This is a genomic window from Janthinobacterium sp. 13 (assembly GCF_002749695.1).
In the GTDB taxonomy this organism is placed as follows: Bacteria; Pseudomonadota; Gammaproteobacteria; order Burkholderiales; family Burkholderiaceae_D; genus Janthinobacterium; species Janthinobacterium kumbetense.
On sequence record NZ_PEEQ01000001.1, the window covers coordinates 6,290,718 to 6,307,516 of the forward strand.

A 16,799-nucleotide genomic window follows, 5' to 3' on the forward strand; every position below is an offset into this window, starting at 1 on the left:
GACGATGAGCAGCAAGGACAGCGGCAAGCAGGAACCCACCATCCTGGGCGTGGCCGAGGCCGGCGTGCCGTACGGCGTGGAGGGCGCGGCGGGTGCGGATGGCGCGGACGCGGCCCGGTCGCCCCAGTACCGCCCCCTGAACCTGGCCCGGCTGGCGGAGCAAGGCATGCTCACGCAGGAAGGCGGACGCAGCTCGGTGGCCGAGGATTTCCGCATCATCAAGCGCCCGCTGCTGCGCCAGGCGCGCGCCAGCGGCGCAGAGGCCATCCGCCACGGCAACCTGATCGTCGTCACCAGCGCCATGCCCGGCGAAGGCAAGACGTATTGCGCCGTCAACCTGGCCATGAGCATCGCCATGGAAATGGATATCACGGTGCTGCTGGTCGATGCCGACGTGGCGCGCCCGTCCGTGCTGAAAGTGCTGGGCCTGCCGCCGGAGCCGGGGCTGATGGACGTGCTGCTCGACCCGCAACTGGCCATGGGCGACGTGATCCTGAAAACCAACGTGGCCAACCTGAGCATCCTGCCCGCCGGGCGCAGCAACAAGCATGCGACGGAATTGCTGGCCAGCCGCGCCATGAGCCGCCTGCTGGCGGAAATTGCCAGCCGCTACAGCGACCGCGTCGTCATCTTCGATTCGCCGCCCCTCTTGATCACCAGCGAGGCGCACGCGCTGGTCGGGCAGATGGGACAAGTGGTGATGGTGGTCGAGGCGGAAACGACGACGCAGCACGCCGTCAAGGAAGCGCTGCGGCAGATCGAGTCGTGCGAACACATTCATTTGATCTACAACAAGACCAAATCGTTCCCCGGCAACGACTACTACGGCTATGGCTATTACGACTAGCGGCCGGGTTCCGCTGCCGCTGCTGCCGTTCCTGTCCCTGCTGCTGCCCCTGCCGGCCGGCGCCGTCGACTGGCTGGTGAAACCGTCGCTGCGCCTGCGCGAAAGCTATACGGACAATGCCTTGCGCGCGCCGCCCGGCCAGGCGCAATCGGACTTCATCACGGAAATCGCGCCCGCCATCGCCCTCATCGGAACGGGTCCCCGCCTGCGCGTGCACCTCGATTACAGCTGGCGCAAATACCTGTCGGGGCAGCGCGCCGATACGGATACCCACGAACTGCGCGCCTCGGCCGACGCCGAGCTGGTGCAGGACTGGTTCTTCATCGATGCGGACGCCAGCGTGAGCCGGCGCAACATCTCGCCATTCGGCCCGCAACTGATCGACGGCCTGCCCGACACGGACAATGCCAGCACCGTGCGCACGACGGGCATCAGCCCCTACCTGCGCCACCGTTTCCGCGGCCTGGCCTCGGCCGAGCTGCGCTACACGCGCAACACGGTCGACAGCGGCGGCGACCTGCTCTCCGTGCACAGCGATGAACTGGAGTTGCTGCTCAATGGCGAGCCGCGCGGCAACGGCTGGACCTGGAACGCCAGCCACGACGTGCGCCGCACGCAGGACAGCAAGCTGGCGCCCGTGCGCATGCAGCGCAGCAGCGCGGGCTTGCGCTATCCCATCAACAGCAAGTGGGCGGCCACGGCCAGCGGCGGCATGGAAAAGGAAGGCTATCTGTCGACCAGCGGCAAGGCGCCGGCGGGCCGCTTCTGGTCGCTGGGCGGCGTGTGGACGCCGTCGCCGCGCACCAGCGTGGCCTTCAGCACGGGCAAGCGCTTCTTTGGCACCACCTACAGCCTGGACGCCACCTTCCTGCAGCGCCATACCAACTGGCAATTGAGCTACGGCGAAAACATCACCACCATGCCGACGCAGTTTTCGCGCCTGGGCGACCGCGATGCGGGCCGGCTGCTCGATCAATTGTGGCGCGGCATCTTTCTCAATGCGCGCGACCGGCGCTTGCGCATCGACGCCTTCCTGCGCTACGCCAACAGCCTGGGGCCGGAACGGGGCGCCATCAATTACTTCAGCCACCGCTATTTCCTGCAAAAGCAGCTGAAGCTGACGATGGCGCGCGCCACGGCGAAAAGCACGATGATCGTCGGCGTCACGGCCGTCGACCGCACGGCGCAAACGGCCAGCGGCATCGACAGCGGCTTGCTGCCCGGCGTGGAGTTCGGCAGCGAAGACCGCACGCGCCAGGTCGGCGGCAACCTGGGCTGGGGCTGGCAAGCCAATTCGCGCACCACCGTCAATGTCAATGCCGGCTACGCCGGCGTGCGTTCGCTGAGCGCGCCCCGGCGCGACAACAACATCACCTTGACGGCCGGCTACACGCGCATCCTGCAGCCGGACATGACGGCCAGCATCGACGTGCGGCACACGCGGCACGCCAGCAACCGCGGCGGAGACTACCGCGAAAACGGCGTCAGCGCCACGCTCACCATGCAATTCTAAGGAGGCTGCAGCATGTCCGACCCTTCGCTGTCATCCGCCGCGCCGGCGCACCTGCTGTGCGTGGTGGCCGCGCGCCCCAACCTGATGAAGATGGCGCCCATCCTGGCCGCCCTGGCGCGCCATGCCCCCGCCGTGCACGTGACCTTGCTGCATACGGGCCAGCATTACGACACGGCCATGAACGAACAGCTGTTCATCGACCTGGACATGCGCCCGCCCGACATCGCCCTCGACGTCGGCTCCGGCAACCACGCGCAGCAGACGGCCGAAATCATGCGCCGCTTCGACGCCGTGCTCGACGCCTGGCCGCCGCTGGCGCCCGATGCCGTGCTGGTGGTGGGCGACGTCAATTCCACGCTGGCGTGCGCGCTGGTGGCGGCCAAGCGCGGCACGCCCGTGATCCACGTCGAGGCGGGCTTGCGCAGCGGCGACCGGCGCATGCCCGAGGAAATCAACCGCGTGCTGACGGACCAGTTATCCAGCCTGCTGCTGACCAGCGAGGAAGGCGCGCGCGCCAACCTGCTGCGCGAAGGCATCGCCGCCGAACGCATCCACTTCACGGGCAACGTCATGATCGACAGCCTGCGGCAGCAGTTGCCGCGCGCCGTAGCGCCCGCCGCCACCCTGCGCGCCCACGGCCACGCCTGCCCGCCCGCGTTTGGCCTGTTGACCCTGCACCGGCCATCGAACGTGGATGACCCGGCGCAACTCGAAGCGCTGCTGCAGGCGCTGGGACAGCTGTCCCGCCGGCTGCCGCTGCTGTTTCCCATCCACCCGCGCACCCTGGCCGGCCTGCGCCTGGCGGGCCTGGAAGCGCAGCTGGCGCGGCATGCCATCGTCAGCCTGCCGCCGCTGGGCTACCTGGAAATGCTGGGCCTGATGCAAGAGGCGCGCCTGGTGCTGACGGATTCTGGCGGCGTGCAGGAAGAAAGCACGGCCCTGGGCGTGCCCTGCCTGACCCTGCGCGACACGACGGAGCGGCCCGTCACCGTCAGCGACGGCACGAATACCCTGGCCGGCACGCAGCCGGCCGCCATGCTGTCGCTGGCGCGGGCCATCCTGGACACGGGCGGCAAGCGCGGTCGCCTACCGCCCCTGTGGGATGGCCACGCGGCCGAACGCATCGCCGCCGTCGTCGCGCCCTGGCTGGCGGCGCGCCGGGGCACGCCATGACGCCGCCGTCATCTTTGATCTTGCGCAATGCGCTGACCATCGACGTGGAAGACTATTTCCAGGTGTCCGCCTTCGCGCCGCACATCGCGCGCGCCGACTGGCCCCGCCTGGAATGCCGGGTCGAGGCGAATATCGAGCGCATCCTGCTGCTGCTGGAAGGCCGGCGCATCCACGCCACCTTTTTTACCCTGGGCTGGATCGCCGAGCGCTATCCGGCCATGCTGCGCCGCGTGGCGGACGCCGGGCACGAAGTGGCCAGCCACGGCTATGCGCACCAGCGCGCCTGCGACCAGTCGACCGCGCAATTCGCCCACGACGTGCGCCACAGCAAGACCATCCTCGAGCAGATAACGGGGCTGGCCGTGCACGGCTACCGGGCGCCCAGCTTTTCCATCGGCGCGGCCAACCTGTGGGCCTTCGACGTGCTGAAGGAAGCGGGCTACCGCTACAGTTCCAGCATCTACCCGATCCGCCACGACCACTACGGCATGCCGGACGCACCCCGCTTCGCCTGGCGCCCGCGGGGACCGCAGGGCGTGCTGGAGTTGCCCGTCAGCACCGTGCGCCTGCGCGGGCGCAACGTGCCGGCCGGCGGCGGCGGTTATTTCAGGCTGATGCCGTATGCACTGTCGCGCTGGCTTTTGCGACGCATCAATTCGCGCGACGGGCAAGCTGGCATATTCTATTTTCATCCTTGGGAACTCGATCCCGGCCAGCCGCGCCCGGCGGGCCTCGACGCCAGGACGCGCTTTCGCCACTACCTGAACCTGGGGCGCATGGAAGCGCGGCTGGCGCGCCTGACGGGCGATTTCTCCTGGGACCGCATGGACCGTATTTTTCTGGAAAGCACATGATGCACGAGGCCAGCCTTCCTCCCGACCCGCTACATGGCAGCGCCGCCATCGCCGTGCGCTCGCTGCAGGGGCACGAACATGCGCGCTGGGACGCCTTTGTCGACACGTGTCCGGAAGCGACCTTCTTTCACCGCGCCGGCTGGCACACCATCATGCAGCAGGGCTTCAAGCACGACAGCCATTTCCTGTACGCGGAACAGCACGGGCGCATCGCCGGCGTGCTGCCGCTGGCCCATTTGCGCAGCCGCCTGTTCGGTTCGTCCCTCGTTTCGCTGCCCTTTTGCGTGTACGGCGGCATCGCCGGCGGCGGCGCGGCCGTGCGCCAGGCCCTCGACGGCGCGGCGCTGGCGCTGGCCCGGCGCCTCGGCGTGGGCCACCTGGAATACCGCTGGCGCGAGGTGGAACAACAGCCGGACGCGGCCTGGCTGCACAAGCCCCTGTACGCCACCTTCCGCCGCGCCTTGTTCCCCGAGGCGGAACAGAATCTGCTGGCGATCCCCCGCAAGCAGCGCGCCGTCGTGCGCAAGGCCATGGCGGGCGGCCTGCACAGCGCCATCGACTATGACCTCGAGCGTTTCTACCCGCTCTACGCATCCAGCGTGCACCGGCTGGGCACGCCCGTCTTCGCGCGCCGCCACTTTGCCCTGCTGCGCACGGTGTTTGGCGGCGATTGCGAGATCCTCACCGTGTATCACGGCCAGCAGGCGCAAGCGAGCGTGCTGCTGTTCTATTTCCGCGACGAAGTGCTGCCGTACTATGGCGGCGGCAGCGTGCTGGCGCGCCGCACGGGCGCCAACGATTTCATGTACTGGGAAGCGATGCGCCGCGCCAGCGCACGCGGCTGCCGCCTGTTCGATTTCGGCCGCAGCAAGCTCGGCACCGGGGCATACGATTTCAAGAAGAACTGGGGTTTTACGCCGCAGCCGCTGCCGTATGCCTGCCGGCTCGTGCGCGCCAAGGCGTTGCCGGAAGTCAATCCCCTGAATCCGAAATACGCGCTGTTCATCCGCGCCTGGCGCCGCCTGCCGCTGCCGCTGGCCAACCTGCTGGGGCCGCACATCGTGCGGCAACTGGGCTAAGCAAGGAAATACACCATGCGCGAACTGCTCTTCCTCGCCCACCGCCTGCCGTATCCGCCCAACAAGGGCGACAAGATACGTTCGTGGCACATGCTGCAATACCTGAGCCGGCATTTCCGCGTGCACCTCGGTTGCTTCATCGACGATGACGACGACTGGCGGCACGCGAAAAGCGTGGCCGCCCTGTGCGCCAGCACGCGCTTCATCGGTTTGCAGCGCGGCACGGCCCGCTGGCGCGCCATGCAGGCGCTGCTGTCGCGGCAAGCCATGAGCGTGCACTATTACCGCGATGCGCGGCTGCTGCAATGGGTCGACGGCTTGCTGTCCGGCGGTAAGGTGCGCCATGCGCTGGCCTTTTCCGGGCCCATGGCGCAATACATCGACGGCAGCGCGGGCCGCGCCCTGCACCGCGTCATCGATTTCGTCGACGTCGATTCCGACAAGTGGCGCCAGTACGGCGACAGCAAACCCTGGCCCATGTCGCTGCTGTACCGGTGCGAAGCGCAGCTGCTGCTGCAGTACGAACGCCATATCGCCCAGCAATTCACGGCCGCCAGCTTCGTTTCGCCGGCCGAGGCGGCCCTGTTCCGCCAGTGCGCGCCGATGGCGCGGCGCAAGACGGGATACTTCAACAACGGCGTCGACACGGCGTATTTCACGCCCCAGCCGGGCCGGGCCAGCGTGTATCCGGCCGGCGTGCAGGCGCTGGTGTTTACGGGCGCCATGGATTACTGGCCGAATATCGACGCCGTGCAATGGTTCGTGCGCCACGTCTGGCCCGCCCTGCGGCGCGAGTTTCCCCGGTTGCAGTTCTATATCGTCGGCAGCGCGCCCGTGCCCGCCGTGACGGCGCTGGCCAGGATTCCTGGCGTGGTGGTGACGGGCAAGGTGCCCGACATCCGCCCCTACCTGGCGGGCGCGGCCCTGGCCGTGGCGCCCCTGCGCATCGCACGCGGCGTACAGAACAAGGTGCTGGAAGCGATGGCGATGGGCAAGATCGTGCTGGCCACGCCGCAGGCGCTGGAAGGCATCGTCGCCCAGCCAGGCCTGGAACTGCTGCTGGCGCGCGACGAGGCCGAATTCATCCACCATGCCGCGCGCGTGCTGCGCCATGCCCAGGATGGTGCGGCCGAAGCGAGCGGCGCGGCCATGGGCGCGGCGGCGCGCCAGCTGGTCTTGCAGGATTACGACTGGGAGCGCAACCTGCGCGGCCTGGGCGCCATGCTGGGCATATCGGCCGAGGCCGAGGCCGGGTCGAATACGCCTGCCGGCGCCGCCGCGCCCGTGCTGCCCGTGCGGGAACCCTCCACATGAGCGTGCAACTCGACCCGGTGGCCTGCTTGCCGGATGCGGCCGTCCGGCCGGACGGGCATGGCCAGCGGCATGCCCTGCCGCTCCTGCTGCTGGCCCTGGCCGCCGTCGTGCTGCTGTACCACGCCACCTTCTGGTCGATGCTGGAACTGTGGTCGCGCTCGCAGACCTTCGCGCACGGCTTCTTGATCGTGCCCATCAGTTGCTGGCTGGCCTGGCGCCGGCGCGCGCGCCTGGCCGCGCTGGCGCCCCAGCCGTCGCGGCCGGGCTTGCTGCTGCTGGGCGCGCTGGGCCTGGCCTGGCTGCTGGCCGACGCCGCCAACGTGCCCGTGGTGGAACAATATGCGGCCACGGCCATGCTGCCCGCCTGCGTGCTGGCCATCCTCGGCTGGCCGGCCGTGCGCCTGCTGGCCTTTCCCCTCGCGTACCTGTTCCTCGCCGTGCCGTTTGGCGAAGTCTTCCTCGAACCGCTGATCGACTTCACGGCCGCCTTCACCGTCACCGCGCTGCAATGGACGGGCGTGCCCGTGTTTCGCGATGGCAGCAATTTTTCTCTGCCCACCGGCAACTGGTCGGTGGTGGAAGCGTGCAGCGGCTTGCGCTACCTGATCGCCGCGCTGGCCCTGGGCGCCCTGTTCGCGCATGTCAACTTCCGCAGCACGCGGCGGCGCCTGGCCGTCATGGCCGCCGCGCTGCTCGTGCCCATCCTCGCCAATGGCGTGCGCGCCTATATGATCGTGATGCTGGGCCACCTGAGCAACATGCGCCTGGCCGTGGGCGTCGACCACCTGATCTACGGCTGGCTGTTCTTCGGCCTGGTGGCGCTGCTGCTGTTCTGGCTGGCCGCGCGCTGGCGCGAACTGCCGCCGGCGCGCGCCGTGCCGCCAGCTCAACCCGTACGCCTAGGCACCGGCGCGGCCAGCCTGCGCGCCGTCGTACGCGCCAGCGCCGCCTGCCTGCTGCTGGCGGCCCTGTGGCCCGCATTGGCGCTGGCCAGCCACCGCGACGACGGCACCGCGCTGCCTGCCATCGCGCTGGCCTTGCCCGATCCGCCCGCCTGGCGACGGCTGCACGATGCGGCAGCGGGGAGTATCGACTGGCAAGCGCCGTATGCGGGCAAGCCCGCGCTGTTTGCCGCCACGTATGCGCGCCAGGACGGCGACGGCGCGCCGGTGGGACTGCAACTGCGCTGGTATGCGCGCCAGGTGCGCGATGCCGAATTGCTGACGCATCTATCGTCGCCCTACGGCGCGCGCTGGACGGCCCTGGCGCAGCGCGTGCGGCAGGTCGGCTTGCCCGGCGGCGCCCTGGACGTTCGCGAAAGCGTGCTGGCCCACGGCGGCGAGCGCCTGCTGGTGTGGCGCGTCTACCGCCAGGGCGGCGTCGTCACGGCCCGGCCCGTGCTGGTGAAACTGCTGCTGGCGCAAGCCAAGCTGCTGGGCAAGCGCCAGGATGGCGCCGACCTCATCGTCTTTGCCGCCTACGACGAGCTGGCGCCGCCGCCGCGCGCGCACCTGCAAGCCTTCCTGCGGGCGGCGCTGCCCGTCATCGAACAACGCTTGCAGGAGTTGCCGCATGGCCCTTGACACCGACACGGGCCGCGCGCCGGCGGCCAGCACGGCCCCCTTGATCGTGCACGTGATCCACCAGCTCGACGTGGGCGGGCTGGAAAACGGCCTGGTGAACCTGATCAACCATTTGCCGCCGGAACGCTACCGGCACGCCATCGTCTGCCTGAAGAACGCCACCGCGTTTCGCCAGCGCCTGACCACGCCCGGTGTCGATGTCATCAGCCTGGACAAGCGCGAGGGCAAGGACTGGCGCCACTACCTGCACCTGTACCGCGTGCTGAAACAGCTGCGCCCGACGCTGGTGCACACGCGCAACCTGGGCTGCCTCGAAGCGCAACTGCTGGCCTGCCTGGCCGGCGTGCGCCTGCGCGTGCATGGCGAACACGGGCGCGACATGAGCGACTTGCACGGCACCCGCCGCAAGTACCGGCTGCTGCGCAAATGCATGCTGCCGCTGGTGCAGCACTTCATCGCCGTCAGCGCCGACCTGGGGCAATGGCTGGTGGACGCCATCGGCGCGGCGCCCGCGCAAGTGTCGCACATCGGCAATGGCGTCGACAGCGTGCAATTCCATCCACGCCTGGGCCCGCCGGCCGCCGTGGGCCCGCCCGGTTTTCTTTGCAACGGCGCCTTCGTCATCGGCAGCGTGGGCCGCATGGCGGCCGTCAAGGACCACGCCTCGCTGGTGCACGCCTTTCTGCTGTTGCTGGCGCAGCCGGGCGCCCGCGCGCGCCTGCGCCTGATCATCGTCGGCGACGGACCGTGCCGCCAGGCCTGCCTGGACTTGCTGCGCCAGTCCGGCGTGGCGCACCTGGCTTGGCTGCCCGGCGCGCGCGACGACGTGGCGCAGCTGCTGCGCGCCATGGACCTGTTCGTGCTGCCGTCGCTGGCCGAAGGCAGCTCGAACACCATCCTCGAAGCGATGGCGACGGGGCTGCCCATCGTCGCCACGCAGGTGGGCGGCAATGCGGAACTGGTGCAGTCGGGCTGGAGCGGCACCCTGGTTCCGCCCGGATCGCCCGAGATGCTGGCCGACGCCATGCTCGACTATTACAGCATGCCCGAACTGGGGCCGCGCCACGGCGCGCGCGGGCGGCGCCAGGTGCTGGCCGAACACAGCCTGCCCGCCATGGCCGGCGCCTACCTGGCCGTGTACGACCGCCTGACGGGCGCGCGCCAGCCCTCCCCCCTGTCCACCACTCCCTGAAAGGCCTCCCATGTGCGGCATCAGCGGCATCTTTGATTTGCAGGGCCAGCGCGACATCGACGTGCTGCTGCTGGCGCGCATGAACCACAGCCTGCGCCACCGGGGTCCGGACGAAGGGGGATTGCACCGCGAGCCGGGACTGGGCCTGGCGCACCGGCGCCTGTCCGTGATCGACCTGGCCAGCGGCCAGCAGCCGCTGTTCAACGCCGACCGCAGCATCGCCATCGTCTTCAATGGCGAAATCTATAACTATCGCAGCCTGATGGCGGAACTGCGCCAGTTCGGCCATGCCTTCCGCACCAGCAGCGACACGGAAGTCATCGTCCACGCGTGGGAACAATGGGGAGAGCAATGCGTGCAGCGCCTGCGCGGCATGTTCGCCTTCGCCCTGTGGGACCGCCGGCGCCACCTGCTGTTCCTGGCGCGCGACCGCCTGGGCGTCAAACCCCTGTACTACGGCGAGGCGGACGACGGCACCCTGCTGTTCGGCTCCGAACTCAAGGCCCTGCTCGCGCATCCGGCCATGCCGCGCGCGCTCGACCCGCTGGCCGTGGAAGAGTATTTCGCCTACGGCTACGTGCCCGAGCCGCGCAGCATCTTCCAGCACGCGCGCAAGCTGCCGCCCGGGCATACCCTGTCGATTCGCGCCGGCCAGCCGCTGCCCGCGCCGCAGTCGTACTGGAACGTTCCGTTCACGCCGAACCCGCCCGCCAGCGAAGCGCAGGCGGCCGACGAGCTGCTGGCGCGCCTGCGCGAAGCCGTGCGCATCCGCATGGTGGCCGAAGTGCCGCTGGGCGCCTTCCTGTCGGGCGGCGTCGATTCGAGCGCCGTCGTGGCGCTGATGGCGGGGGCCAGCAGCACGCCCGTCAACACCTGCTCCATCTCGTTCGGCGACCCGGCGTACAACGAAGCGCGCTACGCCGACCTGGTGGCGCGCCGCTACGCCACGGCGCACCATGCGCGCCAGGTCGAGCAGGACGACTTCGAGCTGATCGACCTGCTGGCCAACCTGTACGACGAACCGTTCGCCGACAGTTCCGCCATGCCCACCTACCGCGTCTGCCAGCTGGCGCGCCAGCGCGTCACGGTGGCCCTGTCGGGCGACGGCGGCGATGAAAGCCTGGCCGGCTACCGGCGCTACCGCCTGCACACGCGCGAGGAAAAGGTGCGCAAGGCCATGGACCCGCTGCTGCCGGCCGGCTTGCGCCAGTCGCTGTTCGGCACCCTGGGGCGGTGGTACCCGAAGGCCGACTGGGCGCCCCGCTTCCTGCGCGCCAAGACCACGTTCGAAGGCCTGGCGCGCGACACGACGGACGCGTATTTTCACGGCGTCAGCCTGCTGGGCGACGCCATGCGCGCGCGCCTGTTCAGTCCCGAGCTGCGGCGCAGCCTGCACGGCTACCGCGCCGTGGAAGTGCTGCGCCGCCACGCGCTGGCCAGTCCCGCGCAAGACCCGCTGTCACAGGTGCAGTACCTGGACTTGAAGACCTACCTGCCCGGCGACATCCTCACCAAAGTCGACCGGGCCAGCATGGCGCATGCGCTGGAAGTGCGCTCGCCCCTGCTCGACCATGAACTGGTGGCGTGGATGTCCGGCCTGCCGCCGCAGTTCAAGCTGCGGCGCGGCGTAGGCAAGTACCTGCTGAAAAAAGCCCTGCGCCCGCTGCTGCCCGACGCCCTGCTGTACCGCCAGAAGATGGGCTTTTCCGTGCCGCTGGCCGACTGGCTGCGCGGCCCGCTGCGCCAGCGCCTGCAACAGCGGCTGCTCGGCCCCACCCTGGCGCAGTGCGGCCTGTTCGACATGGATTACGTGCGCCTGCTGCTGGAACAGCATGCGAGCGGGCGGCGCGACTACAGCGCACCCCTGTGGGCGCTGCTGATGTTCGAGGCCTTCCTGCGCCAGGTATTGCCCGTCGATGGACGCCAGGCGCCGGCACCCGCGCCGGCCATGGCAATGGAGTAACTCCATGCGCATCCTGCACATCCTCGACCACTCGCTGCCCCTGCACAGCGGCTACACCTTCCGCACCCTGGCCATCCTGCGGCAGCAGCGCGCGCTGGGCTGGCACACGATGCAGCTCACCAGTGCCAAGCAGGGGCCGACGGATGGCGCGCAACAGCTGGTCGACGGCTGGCATTTTTACCGCACGGCGCCCGATGCGCGCTGGTGGGCGCGCCTGCCCGTGCTGCGGCAGGTGGCCGTCATCACCGGCCTGGCCGTGCGCCTGCGCCGGCTGGCGCGGCGGCTCAAGCCCGACATCCTGCACGCGCATTCGCCCGCCCTGAACGCCATCGCCGCCCTCAACGCGGGCCGCGCGCTGGGCATCCCCGTCGTATATGAAGTGCGCGCCTTCTGGGAAGACGCGGCCGCCGACCATGGCAGCAGCCGGCCCGGCAGCCTGCGCTACCGGCTCACGCGGGCGCTGGAAACCTACGCGCTGCGCCGCGCCGACGCCGTCACCACCATCTGCGACGGCTTGCGGCGCGAGCTGTGCGCGCGCGGCGTGCCCGCGCATAAAATCACGGTCATCCCGAACGCCGTCGATGCGGCCGCCTTCAGCGCCACCGCCGCGGAAGACCATTGGCTGGCGCACAAGCTGGGCCTGCATGGCCACCTGACGATCGGCTTCATCGGCTCGTTTTACGCCTACGAGGGACTGGCCCTGCTGCTGCGCGCCATGCCGCGCCTGCTGGCGGCGCAGCCGGCATTGCGGCTGCTGCTGGCCGGCGGCGGCCCGCAGGAAGCGGCGCTGCACGCGCTGGCGGCCCAATTGGGCATCGCCCACGCCGTGGTCTTCGCCGGCAGGGTGCCGCATGCGCAGGTGGCCACGTATTATCAGCTGATCGACATCTGCGTGTACCCGCGCCTGCCCATGCGCCTGACGGAGCTGGTGACGCCCTTGAAACCGCTCGAGGCGATGGCCCAGGGCCGCCTCGTGGTGGCGTCCGACGTGGGCGGCCACCGCGAACTGCTCCAGCATGGCAAGACGGGCATGCTGTTTCGCGCCGGCGACGCCGACGCGCTGGCGCACGCCATACTGGCCCTGCTGCTGGCGCCCGCCAGCTGGCCGGCGCTGCGGCGCCAGGCGCGCGCCTTCGTCGAGACGGAGCGCAGCTGGGACGCCAGCGTGGGCCGCTACGCGCCCGTGTATGCGCGCGTGGCCGCGGCACGCGTGGCGGCGGGAGCGATGCCATGATCTTCACGGGCCTGCGCATCGCACTGGTCGGCCCGCTGCCGCCGCCGGCCGGCGGCATGGCGAATCAGACGGCGCAACTGGCGCGCAAGCTGCGCGACGATGGCGCGCAAGTGCAGCTGCTGGCCGTCAACGGCCCCCTGCTGCCAGCCTGGCTGGCGCGCATCCGCTACCTGCGCGCCGCGCTGCGCCTGCCCGTGCACCTGTGGCGCCTGTGGCGCGCCGCCAATACGGTCGACCTGTTCCACATCATGGCCAATTCCGGCTGGTCCTGGCATTTGCAGGCCGCGCCCGCGCTGTGGATCGCCAGCCTGAAAGGCAAGCCGGCCCTGCTCAACTACCGCGGTGGCGAAGCGGCCGCTTTTTTCGCCCGCTCGCCGCGCCTGGTGGCCTTCAGCCTGCGCCGCGCCAGCGCCATCGTCGTGCCCTCGGCCTACCTGGCCGGCGTCTTCGAACGCCATGGCCATACGGCCCACATCGTGCCGAACGTGGTGGACTTGCAGCGTTTTACCCACGCCGCACGTGCCGCGCCGGCATCGGCCGATGGCCCGTGCATCCTCGTGGCGCGCCACCTGGAAAGCCTGTACGACAACGCCAGCGCCGTGCGCGCCTTCGCCCTCGTGCGACGGAGCTATCCCACGGCGCGCCTGGTGCTGGCCGGCGGCGGGCCGCAGCGCGCGGCGCTGGCGCGCCTGGCCAGGTCGCTCGGCGTTCTCGATGCCGTGCGCTTCGCCGGCCCCGTCGACAACGCCGCCATGCCGGCCCTGTACCAGGCCAGCGACATCGTCCTCAATCCCAGCCTGGCCGACAACATGCCCAATTCCGTGCTCGAAGCGCTGGCTTGCGGCGTGCCGGTCGTCAGCACCAACGTGGGCGGCATCCCCGCCCTGCTGCACGATGGCGTGACGGCGCTGCTGGTGCCGCCCGGCGAGCCGGCCGCCATGGCGCAAGCCATCGTGGCGCTGCTGCGCGACCCGCCCCGCGCGCGGGCCATGGCAGACGCGGGCCTGGCGCACGCCGCCACCTTCGGCTGGCCCGGCATCGCGCCCCGGCTGGCCGCCCATTACCGCCGCATCCGCGCCGCGCCGCGCCCCGGCGCCTACACGCGCTGCGTCGCCCGCTGGCTGTTTCCCCTGCACGAATGGTTGAAGGGGCACCACAGCGCGCGCCTGCTGCGCCGCCTGGAACGCTCGCAGTGGTGGAGCGCGCAGCAGCTGGAAGCGTGGCAGCTGGCGCGCCTGCGCGCGCTGCTGCGCCACGCGGGCGCGCACGTGCCGCATTACCGCGCCCTGTTCGCCCGCAGCGGCTTCGACCCGGAACAGGTGCGGCAGCTGGCCGATCTGGCGCGCCTGCCGCTGCTGCGCAAGCGCGACATCGCGGCTGCGCGCGACAGTTTCAAGTCCGCCCGCGCCGTGGGCTTGCGCCCGTTCGCCACGGGCGGCTCCAGCGGCGAGCCGCTGCAGTTTTTCCTGGGACGGCGCAGGGTCAGCCACGACATCGCCGCCAAGTGGCGCGCCACGCGCTGGTGGGGCGTCGACATCGGCGACCGCGAAGCCGTGTTGTGGGGTTCGCCCATCGAACTGCATGCGCAAGATCGCGTGCGCCGCCTGCGCGACGCGCTGCTGCGCACCACCCTGCTGCCCGCGTTTGCCATGTCGCCCGACCGCCTCGACGGCTACGTGCGGCAGTTGCGCCGCTGGCGTCCGCGCATGCTGTTCGGCTATCCGTCGGCCTTGTGCCGCATCGCCAGCCACGCCAGCGCGCGCGACCTGCCGCTCGACGGCCTGGGCGTGAAAGTGGCCTTCGTCACGGCCGAGCGCCTGTACGACGAGCAGCGCGCGCAGATCGCCGCCGCCTTCGGCTGCCCCGTGGCCAACGGCTACGGCGGGCGCGACGCGGGCTTCATCGCCCACGAATGCCCGGACGGCGGCATGCACATCACGGCCGAAGACGTGATCGTGGAAATCCTTGATGGCCAGGGCCAGCCGCTGCCGCCGGGAGCCACGGGCGAAATCGTCGTCACCCACCTGGCCACGCAAGACTACCCGTTCATCCGCTACGCCACGGGCGACGTGGGCGCGCTGGGCACGCAGCCGTGCGCCTGCGGCCGCGGCCTGCCCCTGCTGCAGAAAATCGAGGGGCGCAGCACGGATTTCCTCACCGCCGCGGACGGCACCGTCATGCACGGCCTGGCCCTCGTCTACATCGTGCGCGAACTGCCGCAGGTGCGCAGCTTCAAAATCATCCAGGAAACCCTGCTGCGCACGCGCGTGCTGCTGGTCTGCCAGCCCCGCCTGGACGACGCCACGCGCAACACCATCGTCACCGGCTTCCAGGCCAGGCTGGGCGCGCAAGTGGACGTCGCCATCGAGGAAGTCGACGAAATCGCGGCGGAGGCGTCGGGCAAATACCGCTATGTGCTCAGCAAAGTCGCCTAGCCAGGCGGCCTACGACGACATCAGATAATTCTTCCCCACCACGCGACCATGCCGGTCCAGTTCTAAGGACCATACCTCCAGTTCCGTGTTCAAGCGGTTCTCGAACCACAGCCGCTCGACGCAAGGCGCCGCGCATGGCGTGGTGGAATACTGTTTGAAAGAGACTCCCGCACGCTCCACATGCGTCGGCGCGCCGAAACGGTCAAGCACCGCTTGCCGCGTATCGCCCGTCTGGATTTGATAGAACGCCGCCTTGCGGCTGTTGGAAAACACGCAGCATGCGGCGACATACCAGGCCGGGCTGAGGATGAGCAGGCACAGCAGGATTTTTTTAGGCGATATCTTGATTGGCATGCCATATTGTCGATGACTTCATCCGGCGCGACAAGCGGGCCATGCTAGCGAAAGCGAGGCCACAGCTGGCGCAAACAGTGACGCTGGAGGAACCACATAAACCGCAAATCGCGCAGATGCGGTGTTCTTCCATATATTCCTGAAGCAAATCGGGCCTTCTATCTTAAAAGATTGCTAGTCATTACTATTTCCCTTATTTTTATTTCAAAATAGTAATGAAGGCCGCTATCCTCGCTATATTGATTTTCCAACACGACCACATCGACGTCTTTTTCAGGAAAATACACTTTAATCGATGCAAAGCCCAGGCCTTTTCCCGAGTGGCCTATATATTTGACGGGCGTTGTATCGCTCACATACACGCCGTAGCCATAACCGTTCTTTCCATCGCCGAAAGCGACATGCCGGCTGGATATGTCGTAACTCGTCATCCGCTGATAGGTTTCTGGTTTTAACATTCTGCCCCGATGCAGATTTTCATCCCAAATCGTCAAATCTTTTGCATTTGAAACAATACCGCCGGCCGGGATGAAGCCGATCCAGTCTTTTCCCTGCACGGGATGCGCCTTCAGCGCGAATACATTTTCCGTATTTACATAGCCATTGATGACCTTATTATTCTTATCTTCCTCATAGCAAAAACTGTTTTTCATCCCCAGTTCCTTGAACAAGTCATTTGCTGCCTCGATATACGTTTTCCCGCTGACTTTTTCAAAAATTTGACCCAGCATGGCATACGTTGTCACGCCATACAGAAAATCCGTTCCCGGCTTGAAGCTCAGCGGCTGGTCGATTTCAGTGATTCCCGCCGAAAAGTTGAGCAATTGATGCACCGTCACTTGATCGGCCCAGGCTTGCGGCAAATCGGGCAAGTATCGTCTTACGGGACTGTGCAAGTCTATCTTGCCTTTTTCAACTTCCCTTAAAATCAATACAGCCGTCATTTGCTTGCTGTTCGACATAATCCTGAAATTATCGTCCGGCCTTAACGGTATCCTGTTTTCAAAATCCGCATAGCCATACGCTTTCGAGTATTTTGTTTTTCCATTTTTCGTGATGAGAATGACGCCATTAAAACGTCGTGGACTGGTCGCCTGTACCAGCTTGTCAATCCTGGCGGAGTAATCATCGGCCTTTTCCGCATGGGCATGATCGCCGGCCTGGGCATGCACGAAGGCGGATGCCATCAGCAAGAAAAAAAACGCCACTGCTTTTAATGGCAGCAGCGTCTTGTTGTCCGTATCGGGATTTTTCATGG

General features: G+C 68.1%; 13 protein-coding genes. 11 read left to right on the forward strand and 2 right to left on the reverse strand.

The features are described 5' to 3' along the window. Window positions 1-4: 4 nt before the first annotated feature. The 11 genes from CLU94_RS27700 to CLU94_RS27750 are packed head-to-tail and all read left to right on the forward strand — an operon-like array spanning window position 5 to window position 15,187. Window positions 5-847 carry an XrtA-associated tyrosine autokinase gene (locus tag CLU94_RS27700; protein ID WP_099668062.1) on the forward strand — a complete coding sequence of 281 codons (843 nt, stop codon included), beginning with the start codon at window positions 5-7 and terminating at the stop codon, window positions 845-847. Beyond that, window positions 831-2,360 (forward strand): TIGR03016 family PEP-CTERM system-associated outer membrane protein, encoded by a 1,530-nt coding sequence (locus tag CLU94_RS27705; RefSeq protein ID WP_099668063.1) that lies wholly within the window; start codon window positions 831-833, stop codon window positions 2,358-2,360. The genes CLU94_RS27700 and CLU94_RS27705 overlap by 17 nt, the downstream gene beginning before the upstream one ends. Window positions 2,361-2,372: 12 nt before the next feature. Further along, a complete protein-coding gene (wecB, locus tag CLU94_RS27710; protein WP_099668064.1) occupies window positions 2,373-3,533 on the forward strand; it encodes a non-hydrolyzing UDP-N-acetylglucosamine 2-epimerase in 1,161 nt (386 codons plus the stop codon). Further along, window positions 3,530-4,387, forward strand: a complete 858-nt coding sequence (locus CLU94_RS27715) for an XrtA system polysaccharide deacetylase (RefSeq protein WP_099668065.1) — start codon at window positions 3,530-3,532, stop codon at window positions 4,385-4,387. The genes wecB and CLU94_RS27715 overlap by 4 nt, the downstream gene beginning before the upstream one ends. After that, complete coding sequence (locus CLU94_RS27720; protein WP_099668538.1) at window positions 4,387-5,466, forward strand: FemAB family XrtA/PEP-CTERM system-associated protein; 1,080 nt, start codon at window positions 4,387-4,389, stop codon at window positions 5,464-5,466. Before CLU94_RS27715 ends, CLU94_RS27720 begins: the two co-directional genes overlap by 1 nt. 15 nt (window positions 5,467-5,481) lie before the next feature. Next, on the forward strand, window positions 5,482-6,780 hold the full coding sequence (locus CLU94_RS27725) for a TIGR03087 family PEP-CTERM/XrtA system glycosyltransferase (protein ID WP_099668066.1): 1,299 nt from the start codon (window positions 5,482-5,484) through the stop codon (window positions 6,778-6,780). After that, window positions 6,777-8,363, forward strand: coding sequence for an exosortase A (gene xrtA / locus CLU94_RS27730; RefSeq protein ID WP_099668067.1), 1,587 nt, complete (start codon window positions 6,777-6,779; stop codon window positions 8,361-8,363). Before CLU94_RS27725 ends, xrtA begins: the two co-directional genes overlap by 4 nt. After that, window positions 8,353-9,555, forward strand: a complete 1,203-nt coding sequence (locus CLU94_RS27735) for a TIGR03088 family PEP-CTERM/XrtA system glycosyltransferase (protein ID WP_099668068.1) — start codon at window positions 8,353-8,355, stop codon at window positions 9,553-9,555. The genes xrtA and CLU94_RS27735 overlap by 11 nt, the downstream gene beginning before the upstream one ends. A gap of 10 nt (window positions 9,556-9,565) precedes the next feature. Beyond that, on the forward strand, window positions 9,566-11,518 hold the full coding sequence (locus tag CLU94_RS27740; RefSeq protein WP_099668069.1) for an XrtA/PEP-CTERM system amidotransferase: 1,953 nt from the start codon (window positions 9,566-9,568) through the stop codon (window positions 11,516-11,518). 4 nt (window positions 11,519-11,522) lie between these two features. Further along, window positions 11,523-12,752 carry a TIGR04063 family PEP-CTERM/XrtA system glycosyltransferase gene (locus CLU94_RS27745; RefSeq protein ID WP_099668070.1) on the forward strand — a complete coding sequence of 410 codons (1,230 nt, stop codon included), beginning with the start codon at window positions 11,523-11,525 and terminating at the stop codon, window positions 12,750-12,752. Beyond that, the gene (locus tag CLU94_RS27750) at window positions 12,749-15,187 is read left to right on the forward strand and encodes a glycosyltransferase (RefSeq protein ID WP_099668071.1); all 2,439 of its coding nucleotides are present in this window, start codon (window positions 12,749-12,751) and stop codon (window positions 15,185-15,187) included. Before CLU94_RS27745 ends, CLU94_RS27750 begins: the two co-directional genes overlap by 4 nt. 9 nt (window positions 15,188-15,196) lie before the next feature. On the opposite strand, the gene CLU94_RS27755 is transcribed toward CLU94_RS27750, so the two are convergent. Continuing rightward, a complete protein-coding gene (locus tag CLU94_RS27755) occupies window positions 15,197-15,541 on the reverse strand; it encodes a hypothetical protein (protein WP_099668072.1) in 345 nt (114 codons plus the stop codon). Between the two features lie 158 nt (window positions 15,542-15,699). Next, window positions 15,700-16,797, reverse strand: coding sequence for a serine hydrolase domain-containing protein (locus tag CLU94_RS27760; protein WP_218965329.1), 1,098 nt, complete (start codon window positions 16,795-16,797; stop codon window positions 15,700-15,702). Between the last annotated feature and the right edge of the window lie 2 nt (window positions 16,798-16,799).

Bases quoted from the DNA above. Each gene is read 5' to 3' on its own strand.
- CLU94_RS27700 (WP_099668062.1), top strand. From the start codon at position 5: ATGAGCAGCAAGGACAGCGGCAAGCAGGAACCCACCATCCTGGGCGTG.
- CLU94_RS27705 (WP_099668063.1), top strand. From the start codon at position 831: ATGGCTATTACGACTAGCGGCCGGGTTCCGCTGCCGCTGCTGCCGTTC.
- wecB (WP_099668064.1), top strand. From the start codon at position 2,373: ATGTCCGACCCTTCGCTGTCATCCGCCGCGCCGGCGCACCTGCTGTGC.
- CLU94_RS27715 (WP_099668065.1), top strand. From the start codon at position 3,530: ATGACGCCGCCGTCATCTTTGATCTTGCGCAATGCGCTGACCATCGAC.
- CLU94_RS27720 (WP_099668538.1), top strand. From the start codon at position 4,387: ATGCACGAGGCCAGCCTTCCTCCCGACCCGCTACATGGCAGCGCCGCC.
- CLU94_RS27725 (WP_099668066.1), top strand. From the start codon at position 5,482: ATGCGCGAACTGCTCTTCCTCGCCCACCGCCTGCCGTATCCGCCCAAC.
- xrtA (WP_099668067.1), top strand. From the start codon at position 6,777: ATGAGCGTGCAACTCGACCCGGTGGCCTGCTTGCCGGATGCGGCCGTC.
- CLU94_RS27735 (WP_099668068.1), top strand. From the start codon at position 8,353: ATGGCCCTTGACACCGACACGGGCCGCGCGCCGGCGGCCAGCACGGCC.
- CLU94_RS27740 (WP_099668069.1), top strand. From the start codon at position 9,566: ATGTGCGGCATCAGCGGCATCTTTGATTTGCAGGGCCAGCGCGACATC.
- CLU94_RS27745 (WP_099668070.1), top strand. From the start codon at position 11,523: ATGCGCATCCTGCACATCCTCGACCACTCGCTGCCCCTGCACAGCGGC.
- CLU94_RS27750 (WP_099668071.1), top strand. From the start codon at position 12,749: ATGATCTTCACGGGCCTGCGCATCGCACTGGTCGGCCCGCTGCCGCCG.
- CLU94_RS27755 (WP_099668072.1), bottom strand. From the start codon at position 15,541: ATGCCAATCAAGATATCGCCTAAAAAAATCCTGCTGTGCCTGCTCATC.
- CLU94_RS27760 (WP_218965329.1), bottom strand. From the start codon at position 16,797: ATGAAAAATCCCGATACGGACAACAAGACGCTGCTGCCATTAAAAGCA.